19 protein-coding genes are annotated in these 25,603 nt (G+C 44.6%); 6 read left to right on the top strand and 13 right to left on the bottom strand.

All coding sequences use genetic code 11. From position 1 onward, the window contains the following. Positions 1-55: 55 nt before the first annotated feature. From L0U88_RS10790 to L0U88_RS10825, 8 genes are all read right to left on the bottom strand, one after another. Complete coding sequence (locus L0U88_RS10790; RefSeq protein ID WP_234866060.1) at positions 56-802, bottom strand: DUF4397 domain-containing protein; 747 nt, start codon at positions 800-802, stop codon at positions 56-58. A 14-nt stretch (positions 803-816) separates the two neighbouring features. Next, positions 817-2,451 (bottom strand): SusD/RagB family nutrient-binding outer membrane lipoprotein, encoded by a 1,635-nt coding sequence (locus L0U88_RS10795; protein ID WP_234866061.1) that lies wholly within the window; start codon positions 2,449-2,451, stop codon positions 817-819. A 21-nt stretch (positions 2,452-2,472) separates the two neighbouring features. Then, positions 2,473-5,655, bottom strand: coding sequence for a SusC/RagA family TonB-linked outer membrane protein (locus tag L0U88_RS10800; RefSeq protein WP_234866062.1), 3,183 nt, complete (start codon positions 5,653-5,655; stop codon positions 2,473-2,475). A gap of 42 nt (positions 5,656-5,697) precedes the next feature. Further along, complete coding sequence (locus L0U88_RS10805; RefSeq protein ID WP_234866063.1) at positions 5,698-6,447, bottom strand: DeoR/GlpR family DNA-binding transcription regulator; 750 nt, start codon at positions 6,445-6,447, stop codon at positions 5,698-5,700. 88 nt (positions 6,448-6,535) lie between these two features. After that, positions 6,536-7,723, bottom strand: coding sequence for a Na+/H+ antiporter NhaA (gene nhaA, locus L0U88_RS10810; protein ID WP_234866064.1), 1,188 nt, complete (start codon positions 7,721-7,723; stop codon positions 6,536-6,538). 1 nt (position 7,724) lies between these two features. Continuing rightward, positions 7,725-9,410, bottom strand: coding sequence for an OstA-like protein (locus L0U88_RS10815; RefSeq protein WP_234866065.1), 1,686 nt, complete (start codon positions 9,408-9,410; stop codon positions 7,725-7,727). 1 nt (position 9,411) lies between these two features. Beyond that, a complete protein-coding gene (locus L0U88_RS10820) occupies positions 9,412-10,410 on the bottom strand; it encodes an MlaD family protein (protein WP_234866066.1) in 999 nt (332 codons plus the stop codon). 30 nt (positions 10,411-10,440) lie between these two features. Then, positions 10,441-11,421: an N-acetylmuramoyl-L-alanine amidase family protein gene (locus L0U88_RS10825; RefSeq protein ID WP_234866067.1), complete on the bottom strand. Its 981-nt coding sequence runs from the start codon at positions 11,419-11,421 to the stop codon at positions 10,441-10,443. A gap of 56 nt (positions 11,422-11,477) precedes the next feature. Here L0U88_RS10825 and L0U88_RS10830 point away from each other — a divergent pair, with 56 nt between their 5' ends. Then, positions 11,478-14,186 carry a putative LPS assembly protein LptD gene (locus L0U88_RS10830; RefSeq protein WP_234866068.1) on the top strand — a complete coding sequence of 903 codons (2,709 nt, stop codon included), beginning with the start codon at positions 11,478-11,480 and terminating at the stop codon, positions 14,184-14,186. A gap of 72 nt (positions 14,187-14,258) precedes the next feature. On the opposite strand, the gene L0U88_RS10835 is transcribed toward L0U88_RS10830, so the two are convergent. Both L0U88_RS10835 and ung read right to left on the bottom strand, forming a co-directional pair. Continuing rightward, positions 14,259-14,999, bottom strand: a complete 741-nt coding sequence (locus L0U88_RS10835) for a lysophospholipid acyltransferase family protein (protein ID WP_234866069.1) — start codon at positions 14,997-14,999, stop codon at positions 14,259-14,261. A gap of 14 nt (positions 15,000-15,013) precedes the next feature. Then, the gene (gene ung / locus L0U88_RS10840; protein ID WP_234866070.1) at positions 15,014-15,685 is read right to left on the bottom strand and encodes a uracil-DNA glycosylase; all 672 of its coding nucleotides are present in this window, start codon (positions 15,683-15,685) and stop codon (positions 15,014-15,016) included. A gap of 78 nt (positions 15,686-15,763) precedes the next feature. Here ung and L0U88_RS10845 point away from each other — a divergent pair, with 78 nt between their 5' ends. The 3 genes from L0U88_RS10845 to L0U88_RS10855 are packed head-to-tail and all read left to right on the top strand — an operon-like array spanning position 15,764 to position 18,811. Continuing rightward, positions 15,764-16,354, top strand: a complete 591-nt coding sequence (locus L0U88_RS10845; RefSeq protein ID WP_234866071.1) for a DUF937 domain-containing protein — start codon at positions 15,764-15,766, stop codon at positions 16,352-16,354. Positions 16,355-16,412: 58 nt separating this feature from the next. Continuing rightward, positions 16,413-17,768, top strand: a complete 1,356-nt coding sequence (locus L0U88_RS10850) for a Gfo/Idh/MocA family protein (RefSeq protein ID WP_234866072.1) — start codon at positions 16,413-16,415, stop codon at positions 17,766-17,768. A gap of 8 nt (positions 17,769-17,776) precedes the next feature. Beyond that, entirely contained in the window at positions 17,777-18,811 is a 1,035-nt protein-coding gene (locus L0U88_RS10855) for a DUF6807 domain-containing protein (protein ID WP_234866073.1), read from the top strand. Here the strand turns inward: L0U88_RS10855 and L0U88_RS10860 are convergent. Next, complete coding sequence (locus L0U88_RS10860) at positions 18,808-20,067, bottom strand: alkaline phosphatase family protein (RefSeq protein WP_234866074.1); 1,260 nt, start codon at positions 20,065-20,067, stop codon at positions 18,808-18,810. The two genes, L0U88_RS10855 and L0U88_RS10860, sit on opposite strands and share 4 nt — an antisense overlap. Before the next feature lie 9 nt (positions 20,068-20,076). Continuing rightward, entirely contained in the window at positions 20,077-21,675 is a 1,599-nt protein-coding gene (locus tag L0U88_RS10865) for a DUF7133 domain-containing protein (RefSeq protein WP_234866075.1), read from the bottom strand. Positions 21,676-21,766: 91 nt separating this feature from the next. On the opposite strand from L0U88_RS10865, the gene L0U88_RS10870 reads away from it, so the two are divergent. Together L0U88_RS10870 and L0U88_RS10875 are read left to right on the top strand one after the other, a co-directional pair. Then, the gene (locus tag L0U88_RS10870) at positions 21,767-22,810 is read left to right on the top strand and encodes a glycoside hydrolase family protein (protein WP_234866076.1); all 1,044 of its coding nucleotides are present in this window, start codon (positions 21,767-21,769) and stop codon (positions 22,808-22,810) included. Positions 22,811-22,819: 9 nt separating this feature from the next. After that, complete coding sequence (locus L0U88_RS10875; protein WP_234866077.1) at positions 22,820-24,946, top strand: GDSL-type esterase/lipase family protein; 2,127 nt, start codon at positions 22,820-22,822, stop codon at positions 24,944-24,946. Here the strand turns inward: L0U88_RS10875 and L0U88_RS10880 are convergent, their stop codons facing one another. Next, entirely contained in the window at positions 24,947-25,483 is a 537-nt protein-coding gene (locus tag L0U88_RS10880; protein ID WP_234866078.1) for a CAP domain-containing protein, read from the bottom strand. It lies immediately after the preceding gene. Positions 25,484-25,603 lie beyond the last annotated feature (120 nt).

Consider the following 25,603-nt stretch of genomic DNA (forward strand, 5'->3'; position numbering starts at 1 on the left):
AGCAAAAAAAAGCCACCCTGCGTAAGGGTGGCTGGCACTTGTGTGCTTAGTCTGCCTAGTATGTAAGAAAATTGGTAAGCGTTCTGGCTGTAGCACCGGAACTGGCTCCGTAGGCACCTCTGAAAACGATCGTATAAGAACGTTTCCTGGCAGGAGCAAACGTGTTCATAGTAGCCAAGTTGGTGGTAGTTCCTGTTTCACGAACATATAAGGTATCCGTCTGAGCTGCTTCATAGGGAATAAAATCCGTCGCGCTGTTCAGGCTGATATTGGAGAAAACATTTGCACCTCTTCTCTTCGAATATACGTCAACGTTAGGAATTGCGTTTCGGGAAAAAGGGATATTCACAAAACGAACCCTTGCAGATGTATCTGCAGGCACTTCAACCCTGTCTTCTATGGTTAGCTGTTTTGCCTGGGTAGCGGTATCGTAAGTGAAAATGGTATACCGCTTTCCTGCATCAAAGGTTCCCGCCACCGGAACAACCGGTTGTACGGCTCCGGTAATGGTATCCTTGACATTCAGGTTCAGTTGTCCGGCTGGAATAGCACTGTAAAAACCTCCGGTTGCCGGAAAGAGCCCTCCATAACCAACCGCAGCGCCGGTCAGAGGGTTTTCATTCAAATAGAGGAAATTTCTGGCAGTTCCTACTGCTCCATTGTACAAACGAACAAATGCTTTATCGCTCAGTTCAAAATTTTCTTTTACCGGCGGGGCGAATTTCTCGCGCTGGCATCCAATCAGCAGGCTGATGGCCAACATAGACGCACCGGTTGTATAAATTAGTTTATTAGCTAACATGATTAAGTTTTTTGTTATTCAGTAATTGAAAACCACTGTTCCTTGGTATGATAGTCGAGATCCAGTCCGCCAAGCCGATTCAGCTCTTCCACATTGTAGAGATATTCTGAGTTGTAACGAGGCCTTGCTCTCTGAACCGGTTTACCATTGTTATTGATAAAGAGATCCAGGCCGGTTGGTAAAACAAAATCAGCATATACCTGATTGCCAGTCTGCGGATCCAGATCAACATAATGGAAACGGCGCATATCAGTCCAGGTTTCAATCATACCATACCCAAACAATGCGATATATTTCTGCAGCATGATATGAGAAAGTGTAAGGTCTTGTGGAGCTGGTACCACTGCCGGGTTTGCCAGGTAATCTGCGATCGCCTGATCTGTTATTTGTTTATCTGCAGGTACTGATTCATTATAAGTAGTTCGCAGCATATTCATGCTGAGTTCGATACCTTCCTGGTAAGCCTGTTGGGCCTGCGGGCGGCTGCCTTTACGCAGCAGTGCTTCGGCTTTCATGAATTTCACTTCACTGGCTGTAAGGATGGGGAATTCAGCACCATTTTTGAAAATATAGCGTGCAGTGGCATCAGAGGATGGAGCAGCAGTGAGTGCATATCCACGGCCCCAAAAGCCAAAGGGTTGCTTATTTGCAGGCAAAGAACTATTTCCCCGGTTTGGAAGAATACCGGTAATTTCTCCGGTAGAATCTTCGCGCAATAAATAATGCGCACGGGGGTCATAGGCACCATTAAACATGGTTCCTTTTCCGGTAACCAGGTTGGCAACATAAGCTGTCTGGCGCAGCGTACCTACGTTAGAACGAAAGGGGCCATAAAAGTTGGATGTTCCGGTGATTCCAGTATTTGCGAATTTCGCGGATGCATTCTCTGAATTGGAATTGATACCCAGGTCACAATAATGCACTACACTGTCAGCATTGTAAGCACTCTTATTGGAGAGTTGGTTGAAAGAGCGTGCAATGACGGAATAGGCAAATTTTTTCCATTTGCTTACATCCCCATTGTAGAAATAGGCATCGCCTTTTGCCAGGTTCTGCTGACTTACATTTCCATCGGTGCGGTCCAGGTAAGCAATGGCGGTACGGGCAATAGCACGTACCGTGTCATAAATAAATGGCTGTGCATCGTATTTGAAGGTAAGTGCACTTGTGTTGAATGCTTCTTTCACAATCGCTTCTCCATATACATTTGTAAGCGTTAGCATACTCCATGCACGGATTGCAAGGGCTGCGCCAACATAATCCCATTTTTGCTCTTCTGTTCCCCATTCAACAATCCGGTTCAGGTTTTGCCCCATGCCGTAATAATGCATGGCCCATACGGAACCCAATACATCTGAAGCACCGGTAGCTCCTCCCATCTGATCATACTGATTTCCTGCTGTATTGGTTGCCCAAAACTGAACATATCTGCCAATATATAACCCATCATTAGCCGTTCCATAAGCACTACCTGCCGCAGAGGAACTACCTACCATGTTTCCGATAATACCTGGCATTATTTCTTCAATAGGCTGACGAACTGCCGCATTGGGATTTGGATAGGCATCGTCAATTAATTTTGAACAGCCACTGGATACCATGGCAACCAGTGAGCCGGCTAATATTGTATTTCTAATAGTACGTTTCATTGTTGTCTGCTTTTTTAATCATTAAAATCCTACTCTGAATCCGATGTTCACACTAATCGGCGGAGGCAGTGTGCCATAATCAAATCCAAAGCCACCTACACCACGGCTACCAGCTGTGTTCCCACTAACCGAAGGGTCTCCATCGGTATAGTTGGTAATCAGAATCAGGTCGTTACCTGTGAGGAAGGCGCTCAGGTTTTTCACCGATTTCCATCTTGCATACATTGATTTGGGGAATGTATAGGCAAGTGTCAGGTCGCGCAGGCGCAGCCAGTTTACATCCTTCTGAATGAAAGCTTCTTCCGGCATACTGGTAGAGGTATAATAAGCATCATTGTAAGCAGGGATTACACTGATTGTATTGGGTGTTGGGTTGGCAGTATTTTCTTTTCCATCCAGTAACACACCATCCAGAACGCGGGGTTCAAAACGATCTGCAGTTACATTACTGCGACCGATAGAAGTCAGGTACATTTTCGTTGCATTGAAAATATCACCGCCTACTTTGAGATCAAACATGAAGTTCAGGTTCCAATTGCCATAGGACAATCGGTTACCGATGCCCAGGGTGAAATCAGGATTACGATCTCCCCGAACTTTAAAAACACCTTCTAAAACTGGCAGACCGGTTGTCGGATTAATCAGGATTTGTCCTGCTTCGTTTCTTCTGTAACCATAGGAAGTGATGGAAGTAGTTGGACCGTTTAATACCAGTCCACCTCTTGCGTTACCATATAACCAGGTATCTGCCAGGTAGAACTCAGACAACATGGCTGGCATTTTGATCACCTTGTTGTACATTTTGTTGAAGTTCAGGAGTAGGTTCCAACTGAACTTATTGTTAGAAACCATGTTCGCATCAAGGGTTACTTCAATACCCTGGTTGCGGGTGCTGGCAGCATTCTGTGTATTCAACACAAAACCGGTACCATAACTCAAACGGAAATTCTCTACAATCTGTCCTTTGTTCAGGGTATTGTAATAGGTCGCGTCAAGGGAAACACGGTTGTTGAACAATTTGAACTCGGCTCCAATTTCAAAGGTGCTTTGCTTCTCGGGCGCCAGGTTGGGATTGGCATTCACAAATCCGTAAGAATATCCTCCTCCACTTGCGAAGTTGTTTACAAAAACGGATTGGGTAGAGTAAGGTGAGTTCAATCGGGCCGTACTTGCCACAGACCCACGCAATTTAAAGTAATTAAGTACATACCCGCCTTTTAGGAATGGAAGGATATCGCTCATAATAAAGCTTGCACTTACTCCCGGATAATTGTAATTCCGGTTTTTCCTTGGTAAGGTAGAAGCTGATTCAAAGCGGTGGGTATAGTTCAGGAATGCCAGGTTCTTATATCCAATCGCCACTTCTCCGAAATAAGCCAACTGACGAACGATGGATCGATTATAACGGCCAAAATTATTCTGCAACAAGCGGGTACGGCTACCCGGAGTAGTTGCATTGGAGTCGGAAGGAAGACCAACCAATTGGTCTATATTGGCATTGGTTACGATGGTGCCGTTTTTATACATGATACCATTTACAATGGAATCAACGAGCCCATTTCCTGCCACCGCATACATTTGGGTTTCATAATCCTGCCACATAGTACCGCCCATTACACGCAGGCTGAAATCACCAATTTGTTTTTTGGCAGTAGCAGTGATGGTATGGTTATAGCCTGCATAACGGCGGAAATAATTGTCCTGCTGGCCCCGGATACCCTGAGAAATAAAAAAGGATAGTGGGTGATATCTCGTGTACCCATCCTGTTTATACGTATCATAACCGAAGCGGCCAGCAATACTCAACCAATCGGTTGGATTGTAATTGATACCCAGGGTGGCAGTTAAACGATCCGTTACATCCCGGCTTGGGTTTTTATATACGTTGAAGAAAGGGTTGTCAATTTCCGTATTACCGGCATTCGCAGCAAGTAAGGGAAGCTTATTTCCGTTTTCATCTTCATACTGCCTAATATCATTTGTTACAGGCCAGGCATATAATCCAAGGAGGTAACCTCCCGCACTTCTTAATACCTTATCGTTTTCAGAACGGGCAAAAGCTAAAGAGGGTATAACTTCAATCTTTTTTCCAATCTTGGTGGTGTTGGAGATCCTCAGGTTATAACGGCGAAAATCATTGTTCGGTACTACTCCTTTTTGATCGAAGAAAGATCCACTGGCCCGGAAAATGGATTTTCCAAAACCAAAATCTGCACCAAGGTTATGGGTCTGGGAAAAGCCGGTACGAAAGAATTCATCAACATTTTTATAAGTTGGCGTTCCTGCTGGAATTTCCGGACCGAAATAACGGAAGATGTTGGATGCATTTCCATTGGTACCATTGGAATACTTATCATAAGTATCCTGCAATCTTGCAACTTTACTGGCGCGGAATGAATTGTCATACTGAACGGCCAGTTTGTTTGATTTTGCCTTTTTAGTGGTAATAATAATGGCGCCTGAACTAGCCTGGCTACCATAAAGTGCCGTAGCTTCCGGTCCTTTTAATACTGTTACATTTTCGATATCATTCGGGTTGATATCGGAAATCCGGTTGGCATAGTCGTTGTTGCGATTCGGACGGTCAGATGCCAATCCAACACCCGTACCACCACCACTTGTTTCGTCGAGGGTCGTATTGTCGATGATAACCCCATCAACTACAAAAAGCGGCTGGTTGTTCTGAGAAAGCGAATTAAATCCACGTAAAACAATCTGTGAAGAGGCGCCAGCAATACCAGATGTCTGATTGATTGTCAGACCGGCAACGCGACCCTGTAAACTGTTCAGGAAATTTTCCCGCTGTGTCTGCTGAATTTCAGCACCCTTTACCTGTTGGGTGGAATAACCCAGCTCCCTGGGTTTTCTTTTCAGATCCATGGCCACCACTACTTCATCCATAGTGTTGTCCTGTTCTGTAAGGCTGATGGTGTAATTGGCATTTTCAGCTACCCGGATTTCCCTACCGGTGTAACCAACATAACTGATCACCAGTACATCACCGTTTTTGGCAGTAATGGTGAAAGATCCATTGTCTCCTGTGAGTACCGACCGGGTTGTTCCTTTAATGGTGACTGTTGCACCGGATAAAGGCCCGCCGGATGCGGATTGTACTTTGCCGGTGATGGACCTCTCCTGGGCCCATACCAGTACCGACATGCATAGGAGAAACAAGGCCATTAAGGCCTGCTTTGCAGTTCTCATGATTGCGCGTTTTGATTAGTATTTAGTATGTAGTGTATCTGTTTATAGTACCTGTACTCCAGCTGCAGCGTAAGGCTGAAGGGCAGGATCGGTTGCGTTTAGTTCAGTTATTAATGTATTTACTTTTGAAATATCGCAAACATGCAGAGGTTGGGTGGAATTCATTTTTTCAGAAATAGTGAGACAAACAACCCGTTTTGCTGATTCAATCATGGCTCTTTTTACCATCACCACTTCCCAATCATTATCAGTAACTCCATGTTGTATGTCAATGGCATTAATACCTAAAAAACAGATATCTGCACGGATACTTTTTATCTGCTGAATGGCATCTGCACCAACGGTAATCTTGGAGTTTTTAGCTACCTTATCACCAATTACAATTACATCAATATTGGGGTGATTGCTGTATTCCATAATTACCGGAATACTTCCTGAAATAAAAGTGGCTTTTAGCCCGGGCGGTAATGCTCTTGCCATTTCCAGAATAGTTGTTCCGCCTGTTGTCAGGATGAACATACCGTCTTCGATCAGGGCTGCTGCTTTGCGGGCAATTTCCTGTTTATTGGCCTGTGAATAGATTTCGACCGGAGTGAAATTAACCTGGCTGAAGGAATGTGATAGGGCTCCTCCATGCACTTTGATCAGTTTGTTCTGATCAGCTAATTCCTGAAGATCCCTTCTGATAGTATCTTCTGATACATTGATTTCCTGGCAAAGCTGAGCTGATAAAACCTTATTGTGCAAGTTTACCTGATGCAAAATATAAGCTTGTCGCTCTCGTTTAAGCATAGTTTGTTGGTTGGGCCCTCAATATACGAGAAAACCGCACAAACAAGCAAACAATCTTTTAAAACCGCATTAAAATTGCATGATTGCGCTAAGGTTGGGTGTTTTTGGGCTTGCCGCTCAGGTAAAGTAATAGTAATCCTGCAGCAACCGAAACCACAGCGCCAATCAGGATAGCCAGCTTGGCTATATTTTGCGTAGCAGGATCTGTAAATGCCAGCATGGTAATGAAGATAGACATGGTAAAGCCAATGCCAGCGAGTGCGCCCATTCCTATCAATTGCATCCAGTTGGTGCCGGAAGGCCGCTCGCCAAGTCCGGTTGCTACGGTTATCCAGGACGCAAGTGTAATGCCCAATGGTTTTCCTAATACCAGTCCGGCCAGTACTCCCCAGCTCAGGCTGGTAGTAATTGCTTCGCTAAAATTGCCTGGTATTTCAATGGCAGTATTGGCAAGTGCAAAAAGTGGCAGGATGATAAAGTTCACCGGGTCATGCAGGGCATGCTCATAATTGGATAAACGTTCAAGCGGAACAAGAAACGCAACCAACACCCCGGCAATGGTAGCATGTATACCAGAATTGAAGATGCAGTACCAAACCAATAGACCGATGATAAGCGTTACCCACCATTTGTTGCCTCTTAATTTATTCAACAGGTGCAGGATGCCAAGTAAAACAGCAGCTCCGAGCAGATAATACCAGGATATATCACCTCCATAAAATACAGCAATCACGAGGATGGCTCCCAAATCATCAATAATAGCCAGCGCCATTAAAAAGATCTTTAAAGTAACCGGCACACGGCTGCCTAATAAAGAAGCAACCCCTAACGAAAAGGCAATATCGGTTGCCATTGGAATGCCCCAACCACTATGGTAAGGGGTGGATGCATTAAACATTGCATAGATGCCGGCAGGAACCAGCATTCCACCAAGTGCGGCGGCAATTGGGAGAGATGCTTTTTTTATGGAGGACAATTCACCAATCAGTAATTCCCGTTTGATTTCCATGCCAACAAGAAAAAAGAAGACCGTCATCAAGCCATCGTTGATCCAATGCAAGATGGAGTGGGGAAGATGCAGAAAAGGTAGGATATGTGTTTCCTTCTCCATAAAGTGCACATAGGCATCTTTCCATTGGCTGTTGGCCAAGAGAAGAGATATAATAGTACAGACCAACAATGTAATTCCCACTGCCCGGCTGTCTTTGATAAACTCCTGAATCGGACTGATTAGTTGTTTCCTTATGATTTGCCGTATGCTGGGAATGGTTGCCATGCTATTCGTTTATTACCGGGTCCTCGAAAAGTTCAAATTTAGTTTTTGGGCGCCTTTTTTCCAACCATTTAAATCCACGCAAGCGCATTTCACCATGATTTACCTGGCGGAAGGGATACATGGTTCCCTCAACGGAGCTTCGGAAAACAACCCGATTGAGTTCCTTGTTTGCAAAATAAAAATCAATAATATCTGCAGTAGATCGGTTTACTCCGGAATAGGCCGAATCCTGATCCTGCGCATAATATATACTCTCTGCGGAACCTTTCGCCCGCATGTAATTGATTACGCCATCCGTGAAATAGCCATTGATCGTATTACCTTTAATCTGATTGTAAAAATCTTCTGCAGTCCGGTTTATTACCAGCCCATTATCAAATACATGCAGCCGTTCCGGGTCTTTGTTTTTGGTATATAAATAAATGGTATCGCCTGTTACCTGCGTCCCATTTGCCCAGGCTACCGGATCATGAAACATCCGGAAAATGGAATCCACTCCTGAATAAAACAGACTGTCGCAAACCGCCTGCAAAGAATCACTGAATATCCTTACCCGGTGCCAGGCCTGGAAATAACGGTTACGGTTAGTTGTATCTGCCGGGTCCAGTACGGTAAGCCTCCATAAACTGTCAGAAAGCGCCGTGCTGTCGGTACCCAAACTATCCGTTACCACCTGCACAGGGCGGATAAAGGTTTTCTGGTAATCTGCCTTATCCGTTAATCGGGCAGAATACAAGGTATCCGCTGATACGAATACGGAATCCTCTTTTTGTTTGATGATCATCAGCGGTCGTTGCGTTGCCAACAGGGTATTGGTTTTTTTATTCGCTTTCAAATCATTGGCCAGTATGGAGATGCCCTGGGCTGTATCCCGGAATACCGCATTCCCCCTCGCATAACTATCACCGGTATTATCATCAAAACCAACATCATCTCCGGTTACAAATGTGGTTCCGTCTTTGATCACCGGCCGGCGACCGAATTTGGCCACTTTGTTTTTCATATCATAATATCCTTCTGATGTGGTGATATCACGTCTTCCGCTATCTGAAACAATTCTCGTTTTGGTTATAAAGGTAGCTATTCGGCTATCTGTGTTAAAAAGGAGCGAGTCTGTTGCCAGGTCGTATTCCGGATCTTTCATCTTTACGTCCTTTTTGAAATAGACGTCTTTCATGTCGCCGTAATAGATCGCTTCCTTACTGGTCAGTACCGTTTTATCACTGACTACTTTACCTCCATTGGTGTAGGTGCCGATTTTTAAATTGGTATCGTATTCCAGGTCATTGGTTGTTAGCACGCCTTTGCCATCCGTCAGCCTTACATTCTTTTTGAGATAGGCTTTTTTCTCATTGGAATAATAGATCAGGTATTGTGCATAGGTGTGTATGCTGTCGGCATCATTAATATGTACGTTTCCAAAGGCCTCCACAACTCCGGTGGCTGGATTAATCACTGCACTGTCGCAGTAAAATTTGGTGGTTCCCTGTTCTAGGAAAACATTGCCCGCCAGCATCTGGAGCTCGGTCACCGAATCTTTTTTCACGTAACGAAACCGATCGGTTTTACGCACCAGTACAATATCCATGGTATCAGCCGGATTGGCAGGTGGAACAGGCTCCTGCGCAATAGCAGGCAGCATTGCCAGCAAAAGCAACCAGCTTAACAGTAGTCCAACCAGTCGCATTTTATTGAGATTGTGGCGTCGTTTGTGTAGAATCATTTAAGGGCGCCTGCAGGGGTTTATTCTTATCTTTACGACCGAATACCGATACATTAATATATCGTTTCGGATGCACCCTTACATCATCGAGCAAAATATTCAAACTTCTGGTTGTGTTTTCCAGGTTCTGATATAATTGTTTATCATTTAACAGAAGTCCCAATGACCCATCCTTACTGTTCGCTTTCTCCACCAGGCCATTCAAATTGCCGATGGTTGTCTGCAGGTTGTCTACCATACCTTTAATATCGGCAGCAGCCAGTTGATCAGTGGTTTTTTCCAGGTTACCCAGGGTATGGGTAATACTTTCATTATTGGAAGCAAGGTTGCCACTAACCGATTCCAGATTGGCCATGGTTTTATTAAGATTGCTGTTCTGTGATGCAATCAATTGATTTAATGCGGCAGAAGCTTTTGCCAGATTGGCAATGATAGTATGGAAATTATTTTTGGTATTGGGATCAAAATAAGTCCCTACTACCTGGATGAGTGAATCAAGGGAAACAAGTGTGCCATCCAGGGATTTCAGGGCGGGGTTCAGTGTGCCGGTTACTTCATCCAGCATCGCCATTTTCACTTTGCTGCCTATCGTATCCCCATCTGCCAGGAATTCACCGGCAGAACCTGGTTCAATTACAAGGTTGGAGGTGCCCAAAAGACTTGCATCAATAAAGGCAACGGAATTTTTTGGAATGTTAATATGGCGGGCCAGGTTGATGGTTACAACTATTCCGTCTTCAATATTGGGGCTGCGTTCACGAATTTCAGAAACCATCCCGATCTGAAGACCATTGAGTAAAACGGGACTTGAATTCGCGAGTCCGGTTACTTTCGGAAAGATCGTATATACCTGATCGTTTTTGTCGAAGAAACTTTTTCCTTTCAGAAAATTGAAGCCAAGTATCAGTAAGGTAATACTTACCACTGCCAGGATTCCGATCTTGGTTTCATTAGATATTTTCATGCACTATGAATTGGAGTCAAATGTAAGGATTTAATTTCCAGTTGTGTTTCGGGGCAAATGCCGTGGGTTTTCCAATTCTTCTTTATAGCGTTTGAACGCAGTTACTATATTGGTAACCACTTCCTGCTGTCCGGCTTCACTTACCAGGTACTCTTCTTCCTCCTTATTGGTAATAAAACCGGTCTCAATCAGGATGCTGGGCATACCAGTTGCCTGTAAGACCCAGATTCCCTTGTGGTTTCGTTGCTTCACACCAAAGCTTTTCCTTCCTGCATTGGCAAACTCTTCCTCAACAAATTGTGCCAGCAGTGCTGAATTACGAAAGAAATATTTGGTATATAATTGTGCCCGGATTTTCGCTTCGGGGGAATTCAGATCCAGAACGTTGTTTGGATCATCTACCGGTTCTTCTTCACCGCTTTCCTCTTCATCCAGTACGATATTCTCACTTTTTGCACTGGATCGGTCAGCCGCCCAAATATAAGTTTCCGTGCCTATCCGGGTATTTTTCACATAATAACTTTGATAAATCGGTTGTTTGATCAGCTTTTTCTTCCTGGTTTTTCCTTTTCCAACATAAACCACCTTGTTCTTATACCCAACAATTTTTTTCTGATACCATCCCCCGGCTTTCTGACCGGTCGCATTCAGGTGAATGGAGATGAAGAGATCGCCCTTTGCTTCATTGGCCATTTCAGCCCTGATCCTGTTCGCCAGGTTGGGGTCGGTTACTCCCTTTGGAAGATTGGCATCTTTTCTTGTGTAAATGAAATTTATTTCAGGAAAAGCCTGTTCTAATTCCTTACCCAATTTCAGTGCAATTGATAAGGCAACTTCGGCTTCTGTGGAAATAAGTCCCCGTGCTCCGGGGTCCCGTCCGCCATGGCCGGCATCAATGATTACCGTCTTCAGCGCATTCTTGTTGGCCTGGGCGTTGCTGTTTTTTGAAAATATTAGCAACACGCCGGCAGCGATAACTATATAGAGTCGGGTCTTGAACAATCTGATCATACAATAACCTTTGAATAATGGGTATCGAATCCCTATTTTTGCCCCCATTCAATAGTATGAAGGACGGCGGCAAATTTAGTTTAAAATACATTTTTATCGGGCTTTTTGCACTGCTGCTTGTAATATTAACGCACGCTTCCAAGGCGAATTATCCATTTTCTGGAAAATTTAATGCCCCTTTAACGCTTCAGCAGCGCGATACAGTTCCTTCCAAAGTGGATAGCCTGCCACTCAAAAAAGACAGTCTTGGCAACCCGATCAGGGATACAACCGGCAAACTGGTCCAGCAAATTGATACTTTAAATGTTAAGATTTCTTCGGATTCCCTGGATGCCCCTGTTCAATATTCAGCTTCCGATTCCATGGTGCTGGATGTGCCTACAAAAAAAATAACGCTTTATAATAAAGCCAGTACCAAGTACAAAGACCTGGATCTGACTGCCTATAGCATTGAACTGGATCAGCCGACCCAGATTGTGGTAGCTACCTACATGGTGGACAGTTTAGGTGAAAAACAGGGCAAACCGCATTTTGTACAGGGAGAAAGTAATATGGATGCGGATTCCATTATTTATAATTTCAAGACCCAGAAAGGTATCACCAAAAGCACTTTTACCCAGCAGGGGGAGATGTTCGTATATGGCAGCAGGATCAAGAAAGTTAACATCAATGATTTCTTTGCCCTGGATGGCCGGTTTACTACCTGTAACCTCGATACCCCGCACTTTGCTTTCCGCACCAAAAAACTGAAGCTGGTAAATAAAAAACTGGCTGTGAGCGGCCCCATCCATCCTGAATTTGAAGGTGTTCCCGTTCCTGTATATATCCCATTTGGATTTTTCCCACTATCACAGGGGCGCAAATCCGGTATCCTGCCACCTCAGTTTGTTGCTAATGAACAATTTGGTCTGGGTTTAGAAGGGGTTGGGTATTATAAGGTCCTGGGAGAAAAATTTGATGTCATGCTTCGGGGTGATATTTATTCCTATGGTGGCTGGAGGGCCGTACTAACACCTACCTATAAACGACGCTATCGGTATTCTGGCCGGCTCAATCTTTCCATGCAGAATACCCGGATCCTGAGTCGGGATGCGACAAAGGAATTTGATGTAAACAGAAGTTTCAATGTTCAGTGGAGTCATGTGGCAGATGCCAAAGCCAGGCCCGGTACCAGTTTCCAGGCCAGTGTAAATGCTGGTTCTACGCAGTACAACCGTTTTGTTGGAGCCAACCCATCCATCAACTTCCAGAACCAGATGTATTCGTCCATCGCCTACACCAAAAACTGGAATAACAAATTCAACCTTAGTTTAACCGCCGGGCATGATCAGAATAACCGGACCCGCCAGGTAAATGTTCGTTTCCCGGATGGATCTTTCACCGTCAATAACTTTTATCCTTTTCAGAAGAAAGAATTTGTGGGTACACCGAAATGGTATGAAAAACTGGGGATTGGTTTGAACTCTCAATTCCGGAACCAGGTTTCTTTTTATGACAGTGCATTCAGCTTTACCCAGTTGATTGATACCATGCAATGGGGCGCCCAGCACAATATTCCGATTACGCTTTCGCTTCCATCCCTGGGACCCATCCAGATTGCACCGGGTATAAGTTATTCAGAACGTTGGTATGCCCAGCAATTTGATCGTACCTGGAATCCTGCCACCAATAAAATTGATACTTCCATCAATCGGGGTTTTTACACTGCCAGGGACATGTCATTCAGCATGAGCCTGAATACCGCACTATTTGGTACCTATGATAAGTTTGGTAAAAACAGCAGCATACGTGCGATTCGCCATGTGATCCGCCCATCGGTTTCAGCCAGTTATAAACCTGACCTGAACGGTAAGGATTATTATTCCACCCAGGTAGATACTACCGGCAGGCAGGTTCGTTTCAGCAGGTATGCCGGTAGTTTGTTTGGCGCCTTCGGCGAAGGTGAATTCGGTGGTCTCAGTTTCACACTGGATAATAACCTCGAAATGAAAGTTCGTTCGAAGAAAGATACTACTTCGGAGGATGGTATCCGAAAAGTGCGACTCATTGATGGTTTCGGTCTAACCGGCAGTTACAACTTCCTGGCGGATAGTTTTCAGTTATCACCTATCAGCCTGTACCTGAGAAGCACCTTGTTTGAAAAGATCAATATCACGGCTTCTGCGAGCCTCGATCCATACAAGACAGACCGCCAGGGGTACCGGATCAATGAACTGGCCTGGTCAGGAGATGGATTTTCATTGGGTAGGATTACTTCGGGAAACATTGCCGTATCTACTTCTTTTACCAGCAAACAGAAGGAGAAAAAAGAAATTCCACCGGATGAAGACCTGAGTGGAATCGGACTGCCGATGACCAATGAAGAACAGCAGGCATTAATCAACAATGTGCGAAACAATCCGGCTGAATACGCCGATTTCAATATCCCCTGGTCGGTGAACCTATCCTATTCACTGAGCTTCAGCCGCCTTTTAAAAAGAGATTATTCTGGTTATGAAACCCAGATTAATTCCAGTGTCAATGTAAGCGGAGATTTCAATCTTACGCCTAAATGGAAGCTTGGCGCAAGTACCTTCTATGATTTCCGGGGCGCTTCCATACAGCAGCTAACGATGTTCCTTAGCCGCGAACTGCATTGCTGGCAATTAGGTATCAATATCACCCCGGTTGGTTTGTATCGCACCTTCAATATTACGATCAACCCGAAATCAGGGCTGTTGAGAGATTTGAAAATTAACCGGTCAAAATTCTTCTATACGCAATAAGAAGGTGAGATGTGAGACGTGAGATGTGAAAAGGAAAACACTTCTCACGTCTCACATCTGACGTCTCACGTCTCACATCTGACGTCTCACTTTCTCGCTCATCAATTCATACGCCCGCTCTTTCAAACTATCCACTGTATCTGTATCCAATACTTCAATGGGTTCAAGGAATTCGATGCGCAGGGGATGAGGCATCAGGTAAAAAGATTTATGGGGCGGATTAACTTTTCGGGTATTAAAAATTACACCGGGAATAATAGGTGTCCTAGTATCTATCGCTAAACGGAAAGCACCATCGTGAAAAGGTTTTAATGGCTGGTCAGTGGTGTTACGCGTGCCTTCCGGATAAATACACATATGTAAACCCATCGCCAAAACTTCTTTCATGCGGCCATAACTTTCCTTCCGGCTTCTATCGCTTTTACGATCCACCAGCACGCTGCCCAATTTGTAAATGATCCCAAAAACCGGAATCTTTGCCATCTCTGCCTTTGCAATGGTTTTATTGCCTCCGGGAATGGCGGGAGAGGAGATCGGTACATCCATTAAGGCATTGTGATTGCAGATTACAATATAAGGCTGCCCTTTTTTGAAATGTTCTTTACCTTTTACAAAAAGCGGACAACCAATACCCGGCAAGAATACACCCATCCAGATGCGTGAATAACGAATGAACCGATGTGTCCGCCTGGGTTCTCCAATCGTCATACAAAATAAGGCCACTGGTATTAGGAATACCACCATGGTTAGGGTGAATAAAAGGATTGCCCATAAAGCCCATATCCTGCCAAAAACTTCTTTGAACCAATTCATGTTGCGAAGGTAGTTTACAATGACCAATCGATGGGATCAATGCCGTTTTTAACCAGGTACTCATTGGTTTTGGAAAAATGACGGCATCCAAAAAAACCTTTATCAGCACTGAAGGGAGAGGGATGTGCCGCTTTTAATACGAGGTGTTTGGTTTCATCAATCAATACCTGTTTTTCCTGCGCAAATCTTCCCCACAACAGAAATACGATGTGTTCTTTACGTTCGCTGATGGCACGAATCACCGCGTCCGTGAAATCCATCCAGCCAATTTTGGCATGACTTCCGGGTTCATTTGCACGAACCGTCAGAGCGGCATTCAGGAGCAATACCCCCTGTTCGGCCCATTTTTCCAGGTTACCTTTACGCGGAAGCTGCAAGCCAATATCCGCCGCAATTTCTTTGTAGATATTGAGCAGGGAGGGTGGTGGTGTAACCCCATCCGGAACCGAAAAACTTAATCCGTGTGCCTGTCCCGGATTGTGATAGGGATCCTGCCCCAGTATTACAACTTTCAGTTTGTCTGGTGGTGTTTTATCAAAGGCATTGAATATCATAGAACCAGGCGGATAAATGATTTTCCCGGCACTTTTCTCCGTTTTCAAATGTGTCACCACCTGCAGGAAATAGGGTTGATGAAACTCCTGCTTCAAAAAAGCTTTCCAGCCAGCCTCAATTTTTACCTCCATTAAATCTTGATTTAATTCTGAACACAAGTTAGGATGGAACGAAAATCAACGTAAATTATATTTCCAAAATCAGCAATTATGATAGAGAACCTACTCAACCTTATTCGGGAAAATGCCGGGGAAAGCATTATCAACAACCCAGATATTCCCAATGAACGCAATGATGAAGCGATTCAGGCAACCGGTGCTTCCATTCTTTCGGGATTGCAAGGGATGATGGCGCAGGGGAATGTAAAAGAAGTATTGGGCATTTTTGCCCAGGGACAAGTGGATCAGAATAACCCGGTGGTTCAAAACCTGTCAGGTAATGTTATCAGTGATATGATGGGCAGATTTGGCATGGACCAGGGGAAGGCTGGTTCTCTGGTAGGAAGCCTGTTGCCAATGATCCTGAATCAACTGATTAGCAGAACCAATGATCCTTCTAATAATGGTTTTAGTCTGGATGGATTATTTGGGCAATTGAGCGGTGGCCGTACTTCCGGTATGAACCTGGAAGGGCTGGTTGGAAAACTGGCAGGCGGCGGACTGGATCGCGATGGAGATGGGGATGTTGATTTCCAGGATTTGGCCGGCATGTTTACTGGCGGTGGCAATGCCGGAGGTAATAGTGGCGGTATGGCCGGTGGCAATGCACTCGATGCGCTTAAAGGTATTTTCGGAAGATAATTTTCAATTTAACCCTGAACCGGAGCTATTTTATGCTCCGGTTTTTTAATTCATCAAGATGACCAACAGAAGAAATTTTATCCGGCAATCAATAAAAGCCGGAGCCGGGGTATATCTCGGTACCATGGGACTAAGCGCTGCTTCCTATGCCCGTATCATCGGTTCCAATGACCGCGTAAATGTTGGCGTAGTGGGCTTTTCCGATCGTTTTCGCCAATCACTCCTTCCCAGTTTTATGAACCATTCCAGGGAATTGAATTTTGATATGGTGGCTGTTTCCGATATCTGGAAACGAAGAAGGGAGGAAGGTGCTTCCCAATTGAAAGAAAAGTTTGGTCACGATATCAAAGCCTGCGTTAATAACGAGGAGCTATATGCGCTGAAAAATATTGATGCGGTTATCATCAGTACGGCTGATTTCCAGCATGCGCTGCATACGATCGAAGCCATGAAAGCAGGTAAAGACGCCTATACGGAAAAACCTTTCGCGGAGACGATGGATGATAACAATGCGGCTTTGGCTGCAGTGAAGCAGGCCGGTAAAATTGTGCAGATCGGTTCCCAGCGACGAAGCGGACCCAATTACAAAGCAGCAGCGAAATTTATTGGTGAAGGCAAATTCGGTCCTATTACCATGGTGGAACTGACCTGGAATGTGAACCAGCCCGGCAGATGGCGGAGGCCCGACCTGGTGGCAGCTATCCGTGAACAGGATACAGATTGGAAACGCTTTTTACTAAATCGTCCTTATGAAGCCTGGGATCCACGGAAATACCTGGAGTATCGCCTGTTCTGGCCCTATTCTTCCGGTATGCCCGGACAATGGATGAGTCATCAGATTGATACTGTACACTGGTTCTCCGGGCTCGCGCATCCCAGAAGCGTAGTTGCCAACGGAGGTATCTATATGTGGAAGGATGGAAGAACGAACTGGGACACTACTACCGCCGTATTTGATTATGGTCCGGAGAACGATGCCACATCCGGATTTCAGGTAATCTTTTCTTCGCGTATGCATAACGGTGATGAACGCCCCGCTGAACTTTATTTTTCCAATGGAGGGGAATTGAACCTGATTACCAATAAAGTTTCACCAGCCGGTGGATTGCGTAAGAACCATGCCGATGCCATGAAAATGCAACCCAATCTTTTACCGGAAATGGACCTGGTTGCTGAAAAAATTGAAGTGGCTGCGTCTGCCAATACCGGCGGCGATCCGCTAACAAGTGCGCATATGCGAAACTGGATGGAATGTATCCGGAGCCGGAAGCAGCCCAATGCTCCTGTTGAAGCGGGTTATAATCACTCCATTGCTACCATAATGACGAATGCAGCGGTTCGGACGGGTGGCAAAGCGGTATTCGATTCCAAAACCAAACAGGTTTTGGTGGATGGTAAAGTGTTCAAATATTAAAATTTACCATGAAGTCTTTTATTATCGGTTGTGCAGCACTGTTAGTGCTGCCAATTTTTTCCAATGCTCAGTTATCCGGTTTGAAATGGGTGAATATACCGGATCAGAAAATTCATGAACTACACTATAAAAACCGGTTACTGACAGCCTACCGGTATGATGATTCCATTATGAAACCGGTGCTGTATCCTCTAAATACAGTTTCGGGAACTACGGTTACAAGGGGTTTCCCAATTGCACCCAGGCAGGGCGACCGAACCGATCATCCGCACCATGTTGGGTTATGGCTAAATTATGAATCGGTAAACGGACTTGATTTCTGGAATAACTCCACCGCTATTCCCTTTGAAAAAAGAGCATCCTATGGTTCCATTTTCCACCAGGAAATACTGAAACAGGAGGCGCGTGGAGATCAGGCAATATTAGTGGTTCTTACGCTATGGAAGAATAAAGCGGGCGAACTACAATTGAAAGAAAAAACAGAGTTTCTGTTTACTGTAATAGGTGATCAATGGCAGGTCCAACGAAGTACCACCCTTACGGCTGCTGATAAGCAGGTTATTTTTAAAGACGTAAAGGATGGTATGCTGGCCATCCGGGTAGCCCGCGAACTGGAACAGCCTTCCAAAGAAGCCAGTTCCTTTGTGGATGCCAATGGTATAGTTACCAAAGTGGATCAATTGCCAGCAGAAAACATCACCGGCTTGTATACCAGCAGTGAAGGCCTTACTGGTGATGCTGTTTGGAGCAGTCGCGCTCGATGGGTGATGTTAAACGGAAAAATCAAAGCAGCCCCTGTTACTGTTGCGATGATGGATCATCCCTCCAATATTGGTTATCCAACTTATTGGCATGCCCGGGGATATGGTTTGTTTGCATTGAATCCGCTGGGCGCTGCTATATTCAGCAATGGAAAAGAAAGCCGCAACCAAGTTTTGGAGCCCGGACAATCCATTCAATTCAAATACAAAATTGTTATTCAAGGAGGTAAAAACCTGAGTGCAGCGGAAATGAACCGACTGGCGGATAAGTTTGCTAATTAGTCCGTGCTTGCCTTTTCTTTTTTTGGGGTTAAATCAATCCAGCGATTCAACGTAGTTCCGGGAGTTTCGAGTACTACTTTATAAAATTCAGATGGCAAACCCGATACATCCAGTATATAGGACCCTTTTCCAGCCGGAACCCTGGCTAGTTCTTTGTATTCATCCGCTTTCCCGGTCTTGAAATTATTGGTTGTACTGACCAATATTTTTACTTCTGCATTTTTGTCCAGTGCTGTCCAACTCACATCTATCTTCTCCTGAAAATAGTTCACTTGCATATTAGTAATGACCGATGGTCCCAACAGGCTTTGTCCGTCTAATTCTCTTTTAACTTCAACCGGAAGCTGTATGGAAAGAAAATGGGCGATACTTGGCAAAATATCCGTGTTCGCAGGTTTGAAGAATTTGGAATAGGTATTGTCGCCGGCTTTATTCGTCACAATCCAGATATTTCTCTCCCGGTAGGATTGTCCGCCATGCCCCTTGCCGGTTGCGGCATCACGTCCATGATCCGTTGTAATGTAAATAAGCCATTCTTCACCCTGTTTCTTTTCTCTTTCTTTGATGGCATTCCAGATTAGTCCAATTTTTTGATCCATTTCCCGAACCGCTTTAAAGTATTCCGGGTGATCCCCATGCATATGGCCCATATCATCCGTATACTGCATATACACCCAACTCAGATCTGGTCCGTATTGAGTGATATGATCGGCAGCAGCTTGCGCTACTGCCTGATCAATACGTTCCATATACCGATGTTCTTTGTCATGTGGGAAACGAATGGTATCCAGTTCAAATCCATCAGCCACATAATCAGCCTTGATAAAACCGGTTGCGGCTAATCCATCACCTATTAATTTAGTCCGGTTGTCAAGCCAACTTGAAAAAATGCCGATTTTTTTTTGAGGATACTGGTTTTTCAATAAGCGGAAAATAGTTGGATAAAAGTAATTGGGCGCCTCAATTCCATTACCCCAAACATTGTGTTTATTCGCCCAGGTTCCGGTGAGAACAGAGTTATATCCAACTGCAGAAATGGTGGGCGTTTGAGAATAACCTCCCTTCTCGCCGCCCAGCCAGGCCCTGTAATAAGCACCCTGGCTGGCAATTGCTTTCAGTGCAGGAAGATTTTCCCGTTCAATGATATCCGCTGCAATCCCATCCACTATAATAAATACTGCTTTCCTTGTTTTTTTCTGTGCCACTAAACTTAGTGTCAACAAAATGCTGCAACCAATCAGAACTAATTTTTTCATATGTGTTCCTTACTTCAGACTTTGCAAATAATCCAGTAAACTTTCCTGATCTGCTTTGGGTAAATTTTTTATTAATCCCTCGTACATTAATGATTTTTTCTGTGTTTCAAAGATCGCTATTTCAGTACGTTTTACCTGCACTACCTGGTTGCCAATCAACATCAAATCAAATTGTTGTTTATCGGCATTCACAATTCTTCCCAGTAGTACCTTGCCATTTTTTAAAGTGATTTTTGTTCCTTCCATACTGGGTTTGATGATCGCTGAAGGATTCATGATGGATTCATAGATTTCTTCGCGCGACATGCGATTGCCAAGACCTTTCAATGTTGGTCCCAACAACTCCTGTCCGTCTTCAGTTGCATGGCAGGCAAAACAGGCAGTGATTTTGTACAGGTCTTTTCCTTTCTCCAGGGAACTGCTGCTGAATGTTTCCTGTTTTACAGATCGTTGCTGTTGAGTTTTGACTTTTAGTTGTGGGTCATATACCAGTTTATAAAAACCTCCGGAGCTTTCCTGGATCGGATTATACCAGTAATCCGCAACTCCATGTGTGGCTGCATAAAGTGACCCATCTTTGCCAAAAGTTAGGTCGCTTAATTTGGGAATATCAGCCACGGGATATTCAAAAAGGTCTATCTGACCCGATTCTGCTTTTGAAATCCGTACTCTTGCAATACCTCCTCTTTTCCAACGTTCGGCCGGCCCGTAAAACGCGACAAATAAATCACCGGCTGTTCCGCCAAAATCATTTTCCGTTGAATTAAACTCGATTCCACTCGGAGCCAATTCCATTTGGAAGGACAAAACCGGTTTTTCGGTAGAATCAGTGAGTTTGTACTTTTTAGCATTATGCCCATAGAACTTTCCAGGTACCAACCGGTTTAATTCTTCCGTCCGATTACCGTCGCCTTCATTATCAGCAAAAAATAGATTGCCATCCGGATGAAAGCTCATGCCATAAACTGATCGGATTCCTGTTGCAAGTCGCTCTGCCTGTTTCCCATCAGGGGAAATTTTTAGAATTGCACCCCGGTATCCGTTGGGATCTGGTGAAGCGCCTGCATTCCAGGAGTCTGTCGTTACTGCTCCATATAAACAATTGTCTTTTCCAAAACACAATCCGCTGATCCATTCATAGGGATGTTCGCTTTGTAGAATATCTCTGAAAAAAGTCCAGCTGCTATCGGCCTTGCCATCCTTGTCCAGATCGACATAGGCCATGATTTCTTCCCGGGTGCCAATAAAAATCGTATCCCCACGGAAGGCAAATCCACCTGGATTATGCAACCCATTATCCGCAACTGAACAATACAAACCTGCTTCATCTTCTATGCCATCGGCGTTTGAATCCAGCAGGCGGTAAATAGCACCTGAAGCATTGGCGGCATAGATAAATCCGCCCGGACCAGCACTGATCTGAATCGGATTTTGGATGGTTACTCCTTTGGTAATCGGGAGTTTTAAAATTCGATAGGGACCATAGGCGATGGCCGAACTATCTTCATACTGACTATACGTATCCTGCTGTGCATTCTCTTTGCAGGAAATAAAGAGGCTCTGTATGAACAGGAATAAACTGCACAGTACGAGCTGTTGAAATCGCATCTTCATGTTAAAAAAGAAATAGAGAAGGGAAGAATGCACGAATCAGAGTAATTGGAATTTACATAATTTAATGATAAACTGAAAAAGATCTATGCGACTGCTTATAACCGGTGTTTTGTTTTTTCTGGTCTCCTGCCATTCTCCAAAGCCTGTTAAGGTGGAAGCAGCTACCATGGATTCGGTTTATGAGAAAATTAAGACCCCGTATAAATACGGGGTGGTATTCAGACATCCGGATACTACAAAAATGATTGACAGTCCAACTATCTTTCAATGGGAGGGCAAGTGGTTTATGACTTATATCGTATTCGATGGTAGAGGCTATGAAACCTGGCTGGCTGAAAGTCCGGATCTATTACAATGGACTACCAGGGGGCGATTGCTTTCGTTTACCGATTCTGGTTGGGATGCCCAGCAGAAAGCGGGTTACCTGGGGTTGCTGGATATTAATTGGAACGGGACCTATACTCCTCAGTCCTATAACGGCAACTATTGGATGTCTTACCTCGGAGGATCGGAGAAAGGGTATGAAGCAGGCCGGTTGGGTACCGGTATCGCCTATGCGAAAAATCCAACTGAGCCAATCGAATGGACAAGGTTGGAACAGCCTGTGCTGGCTGCTTCGGACAAGGATGCCCGTTGGTATGATAACGGTACGATCTTTAAATCCACGATTATAGAAGATCCGGATCAGCTCCGGGGGTATCCTTTCCTGATGTTTTACAATGCAGCAGGCGATACCGCGAAATATGAAAATATAGCTATGGCGGGCTCGAAAGATCTGAAAACCTGGACCCGGTTGGGAAAGTACCCAATCATTTCAAGAAAAATCAAAGGTAGTATCTGCGGGGATGCACAACTGATTAAGATGGGAGACCTTTATGTGCTATTTTATTTTGGTGCATTCTGGCCCGACAGACCTGGCGCTTTTGAACGTTTTGCCTGTTCCTATGACCTGGAGAATTGGACCGAATGGGAGGGGGACAACCTTGTGGAGTCTTCGGAACCTTACGATGAAACCTATGCTCACAAGCCCATGGTGGTAAACTGGAAAGGAACGGTCTATCATTTTTACAATGCCGTAGGCAAGGAAGGGAGAGTGATTGCATTGGCCACTTCAAAACCTTTAAAATAAAATCTGCCCATGTTATCACTTAAATACCTGAGCTGCCTTCTGGCTGGTTGTTTGTTCGTATTAGCGGGATTTGCTGTACCCATTCGGATCGCTTGCGTTGGTAATAGTATTACATACGGTTCCGGAGTTGTTAATCGGGAAAAAAACAGTTATCCCGCCCAGCTCCAATCCATGCTTGGTGCAGATTATATCGTACGAAATTTTGGCCTGGGCGGAACTACGTTATTAAAAAATGGCAATAAACCTTATTGGGAAAGTGCGCAATTTCAGCAATCACTGGAGTTTCAGCCGGATATTGTTTTCATCAAACTGGGAACAAATGATAGTAAGGCGGTCAACCGGCCTTTTTTAAAAGAATTTAATAAAGACCTTCAAGCACTGATTAAAAAATACCAGGATTTAGCATCCCGTCCCCGGGTTGTATTGTTACTTCCTTTGCCTTCCTTTTCTTCGGATAGTATGGGTATTTATGATCCGGTGATTGTCCAGCAAATCCATCCGGTAATTCAACAGGTAGCTTTGGAATCAGGTGTTGAGCTGGTCGATTGTTATCAATTATTCATCAATCAGGCCAACTTGATACCGGATAAAATTCATCCAAATTCATTGGGGGCAACGGTACTGGCTAAACGATTGTATGAGGTGCTGAAATTCAAAGAAGAGGAAACCCCGGATTGGAAGCAATTCTCTTTTCTTACTGCAACTCTCTCGAACTTCTATGGCTACAGCCAGTTGAACGGAGTGTTTAAAGGTAGAAGCATTCACGTAGTGGTACCTAAAAAAACCGCTATCGGTAGACCCTGGGTATGGAGAGCACGGTTCTGGGGGCATGAGCCACAACTTGACCGGGCACTGCTGGAAAGAGGATTTCATATCGTTTACTGTGATGTGGCTGAATTATATGGAAATGCCAGAGCGATCAGTATCTGGAATGAGTTTTATGCTGCCCTGCAAAAAATGGGAATGGCTCCAAAAGCAGTACTGGAATCGATGAGCAGGGGAGGCGTTTATGCCTACAATTGGGCACTGCAGAACCCGGAAAAAGTGGCCTGTATTTATGCCGATGCACCTGTCCTCAATCTTAAAAGCTGGCCGGGAGGATTGGGCAAAGGACCTGGCAGTAAATCGGATTGGGAGCTTTTCAAGAAGGCGTATAAGTTAACGGAAACCAATGCCCGAAAGTTTGCCCAGTCGCCACTGGATAAAGCAGAACAGATTGCATCCTTGCGAATTCCATTGATTCATGTGGTTGGCGAGCAGGATGAAATTGTGCCGTTAGATGAAAATACGGCACCGTTTGAAAAACGGATTCGGGATGCAGGAGGGCATATTTCTGTGATTCGAAAACCGGGTATCAGGCATCATCCTCATAGCTTGCCGAATCCAACTCCCATATTGAATTTTATTCTTCGGGCAACAGGACATAAAATCAATTTCGCTTCCATGGCTGCACCAGGCAGTGAGTTCCGTTCAGGTGCCGGTTGGAAGGAAGGAGCCGATTGGTGGAAACAACACGAGGATATTGATTCTATGCTGAGAGCTGGTGCAGGCGCAGATATTGTATTTCTAGGCAATTCCATCACCCAGGGAATTGGGGGCAATCGCCCGAATGTGACCTACAAGTTGGGTAAGCCGGCTTTTGATTCCCTTTTTTCCGGTTATCGTTGGATGTCTGCTGGAATCAGTGGAGATCGAACGCAGAACATCTTATGGCGACTTCAGAACAGTGGATTTATACAAGCCAATCCAAAATTGATTGTATTAACTATTGGAGTAAATAATATGCTAGATGATAGTCCGGAAGAAATTGTTGAAGGCATTAAAGCCTGTTACAAATGGATTCGGACCAATTTGCCCAATACCCGTTTGGTCCTGATCGGGCCTTTACCGGCGGGAATGGAAAAAAATGAGTTCAGGCGACAGCAATATGAAAGTATTCATCTCCTGCTGGAAAACCACCAGCTGGAAGGGATCCGGTATCTGCCGCTACACCTAAATTTCCTTACCAGTACTGGTAATCTGGATACCCGGTATTATTCCAGAGACGGAGTTCACCTGGTGGAAGGTGGTTATGCTCAATGGGCAAAAGCATTATATCCTGTAATAAAGGAAGAATTAAGTAAGGATAGCAACTAACTATCGTAAGGTGCCAAAAACCTGGGTCCAGTATTTATTCTGCATACCCACACCTACATATTTAAACCGTCCATTCATAATGTTTTTACAATGGCCCTCACTGTTGAGCCAGCTATTCATGACTGCTGCTTCATTGGATTGTCCACGTGCGATGTTTTCGCCATAAGTACTCCAGTTAAATCCCTGGGCGGTTATACGGTCACCCGGACTGCGGCCATCCTGGCTGGTGTGGGAGAAATAGTTTTTAGCATTCATATCTACCGAATGCAGGTAGCCAGCTTTTGCTAACTTATCATTCCATTCCAGTTTTCCAACCGGGGGCATTACAGTACTGCCGCAGTTGCATCCCTTGCTGCGGACATCATTTATCAATTGCAGCATGGTATTTTTATTCACGTTGTAAACAATGGCATTACTGCCAGTGGAGGTACCCGGAGTGGAGGCTGATTCTTCCGTTGAATTTTCTGCTGGTGCCTCCGATTCCTTCTGGCAGGCGACCAACACAAATAAAGAAGTAATAAGCAATAGCTTTTTCATAGTGGACAGCTTGATACTTAATCGGTTTATCATTTACAATTAGTATGCCTATGCTCTTTATATGTGCTAAAATTTCGATAAATGGACCACAGTTCAAAAGAATTTGTAAATTTGTAATCA

It is taken from the genome of Flavihumibacter fluminis, from assembly GCF_021491375.1.
Classification (GTDB): domain Bacteria; phylum Bacteroidota; class Bacteroidia; order Chitinophagales; family Chitinophagaceae; genus Flavihumibacter; species Flavihumibacter fluminis.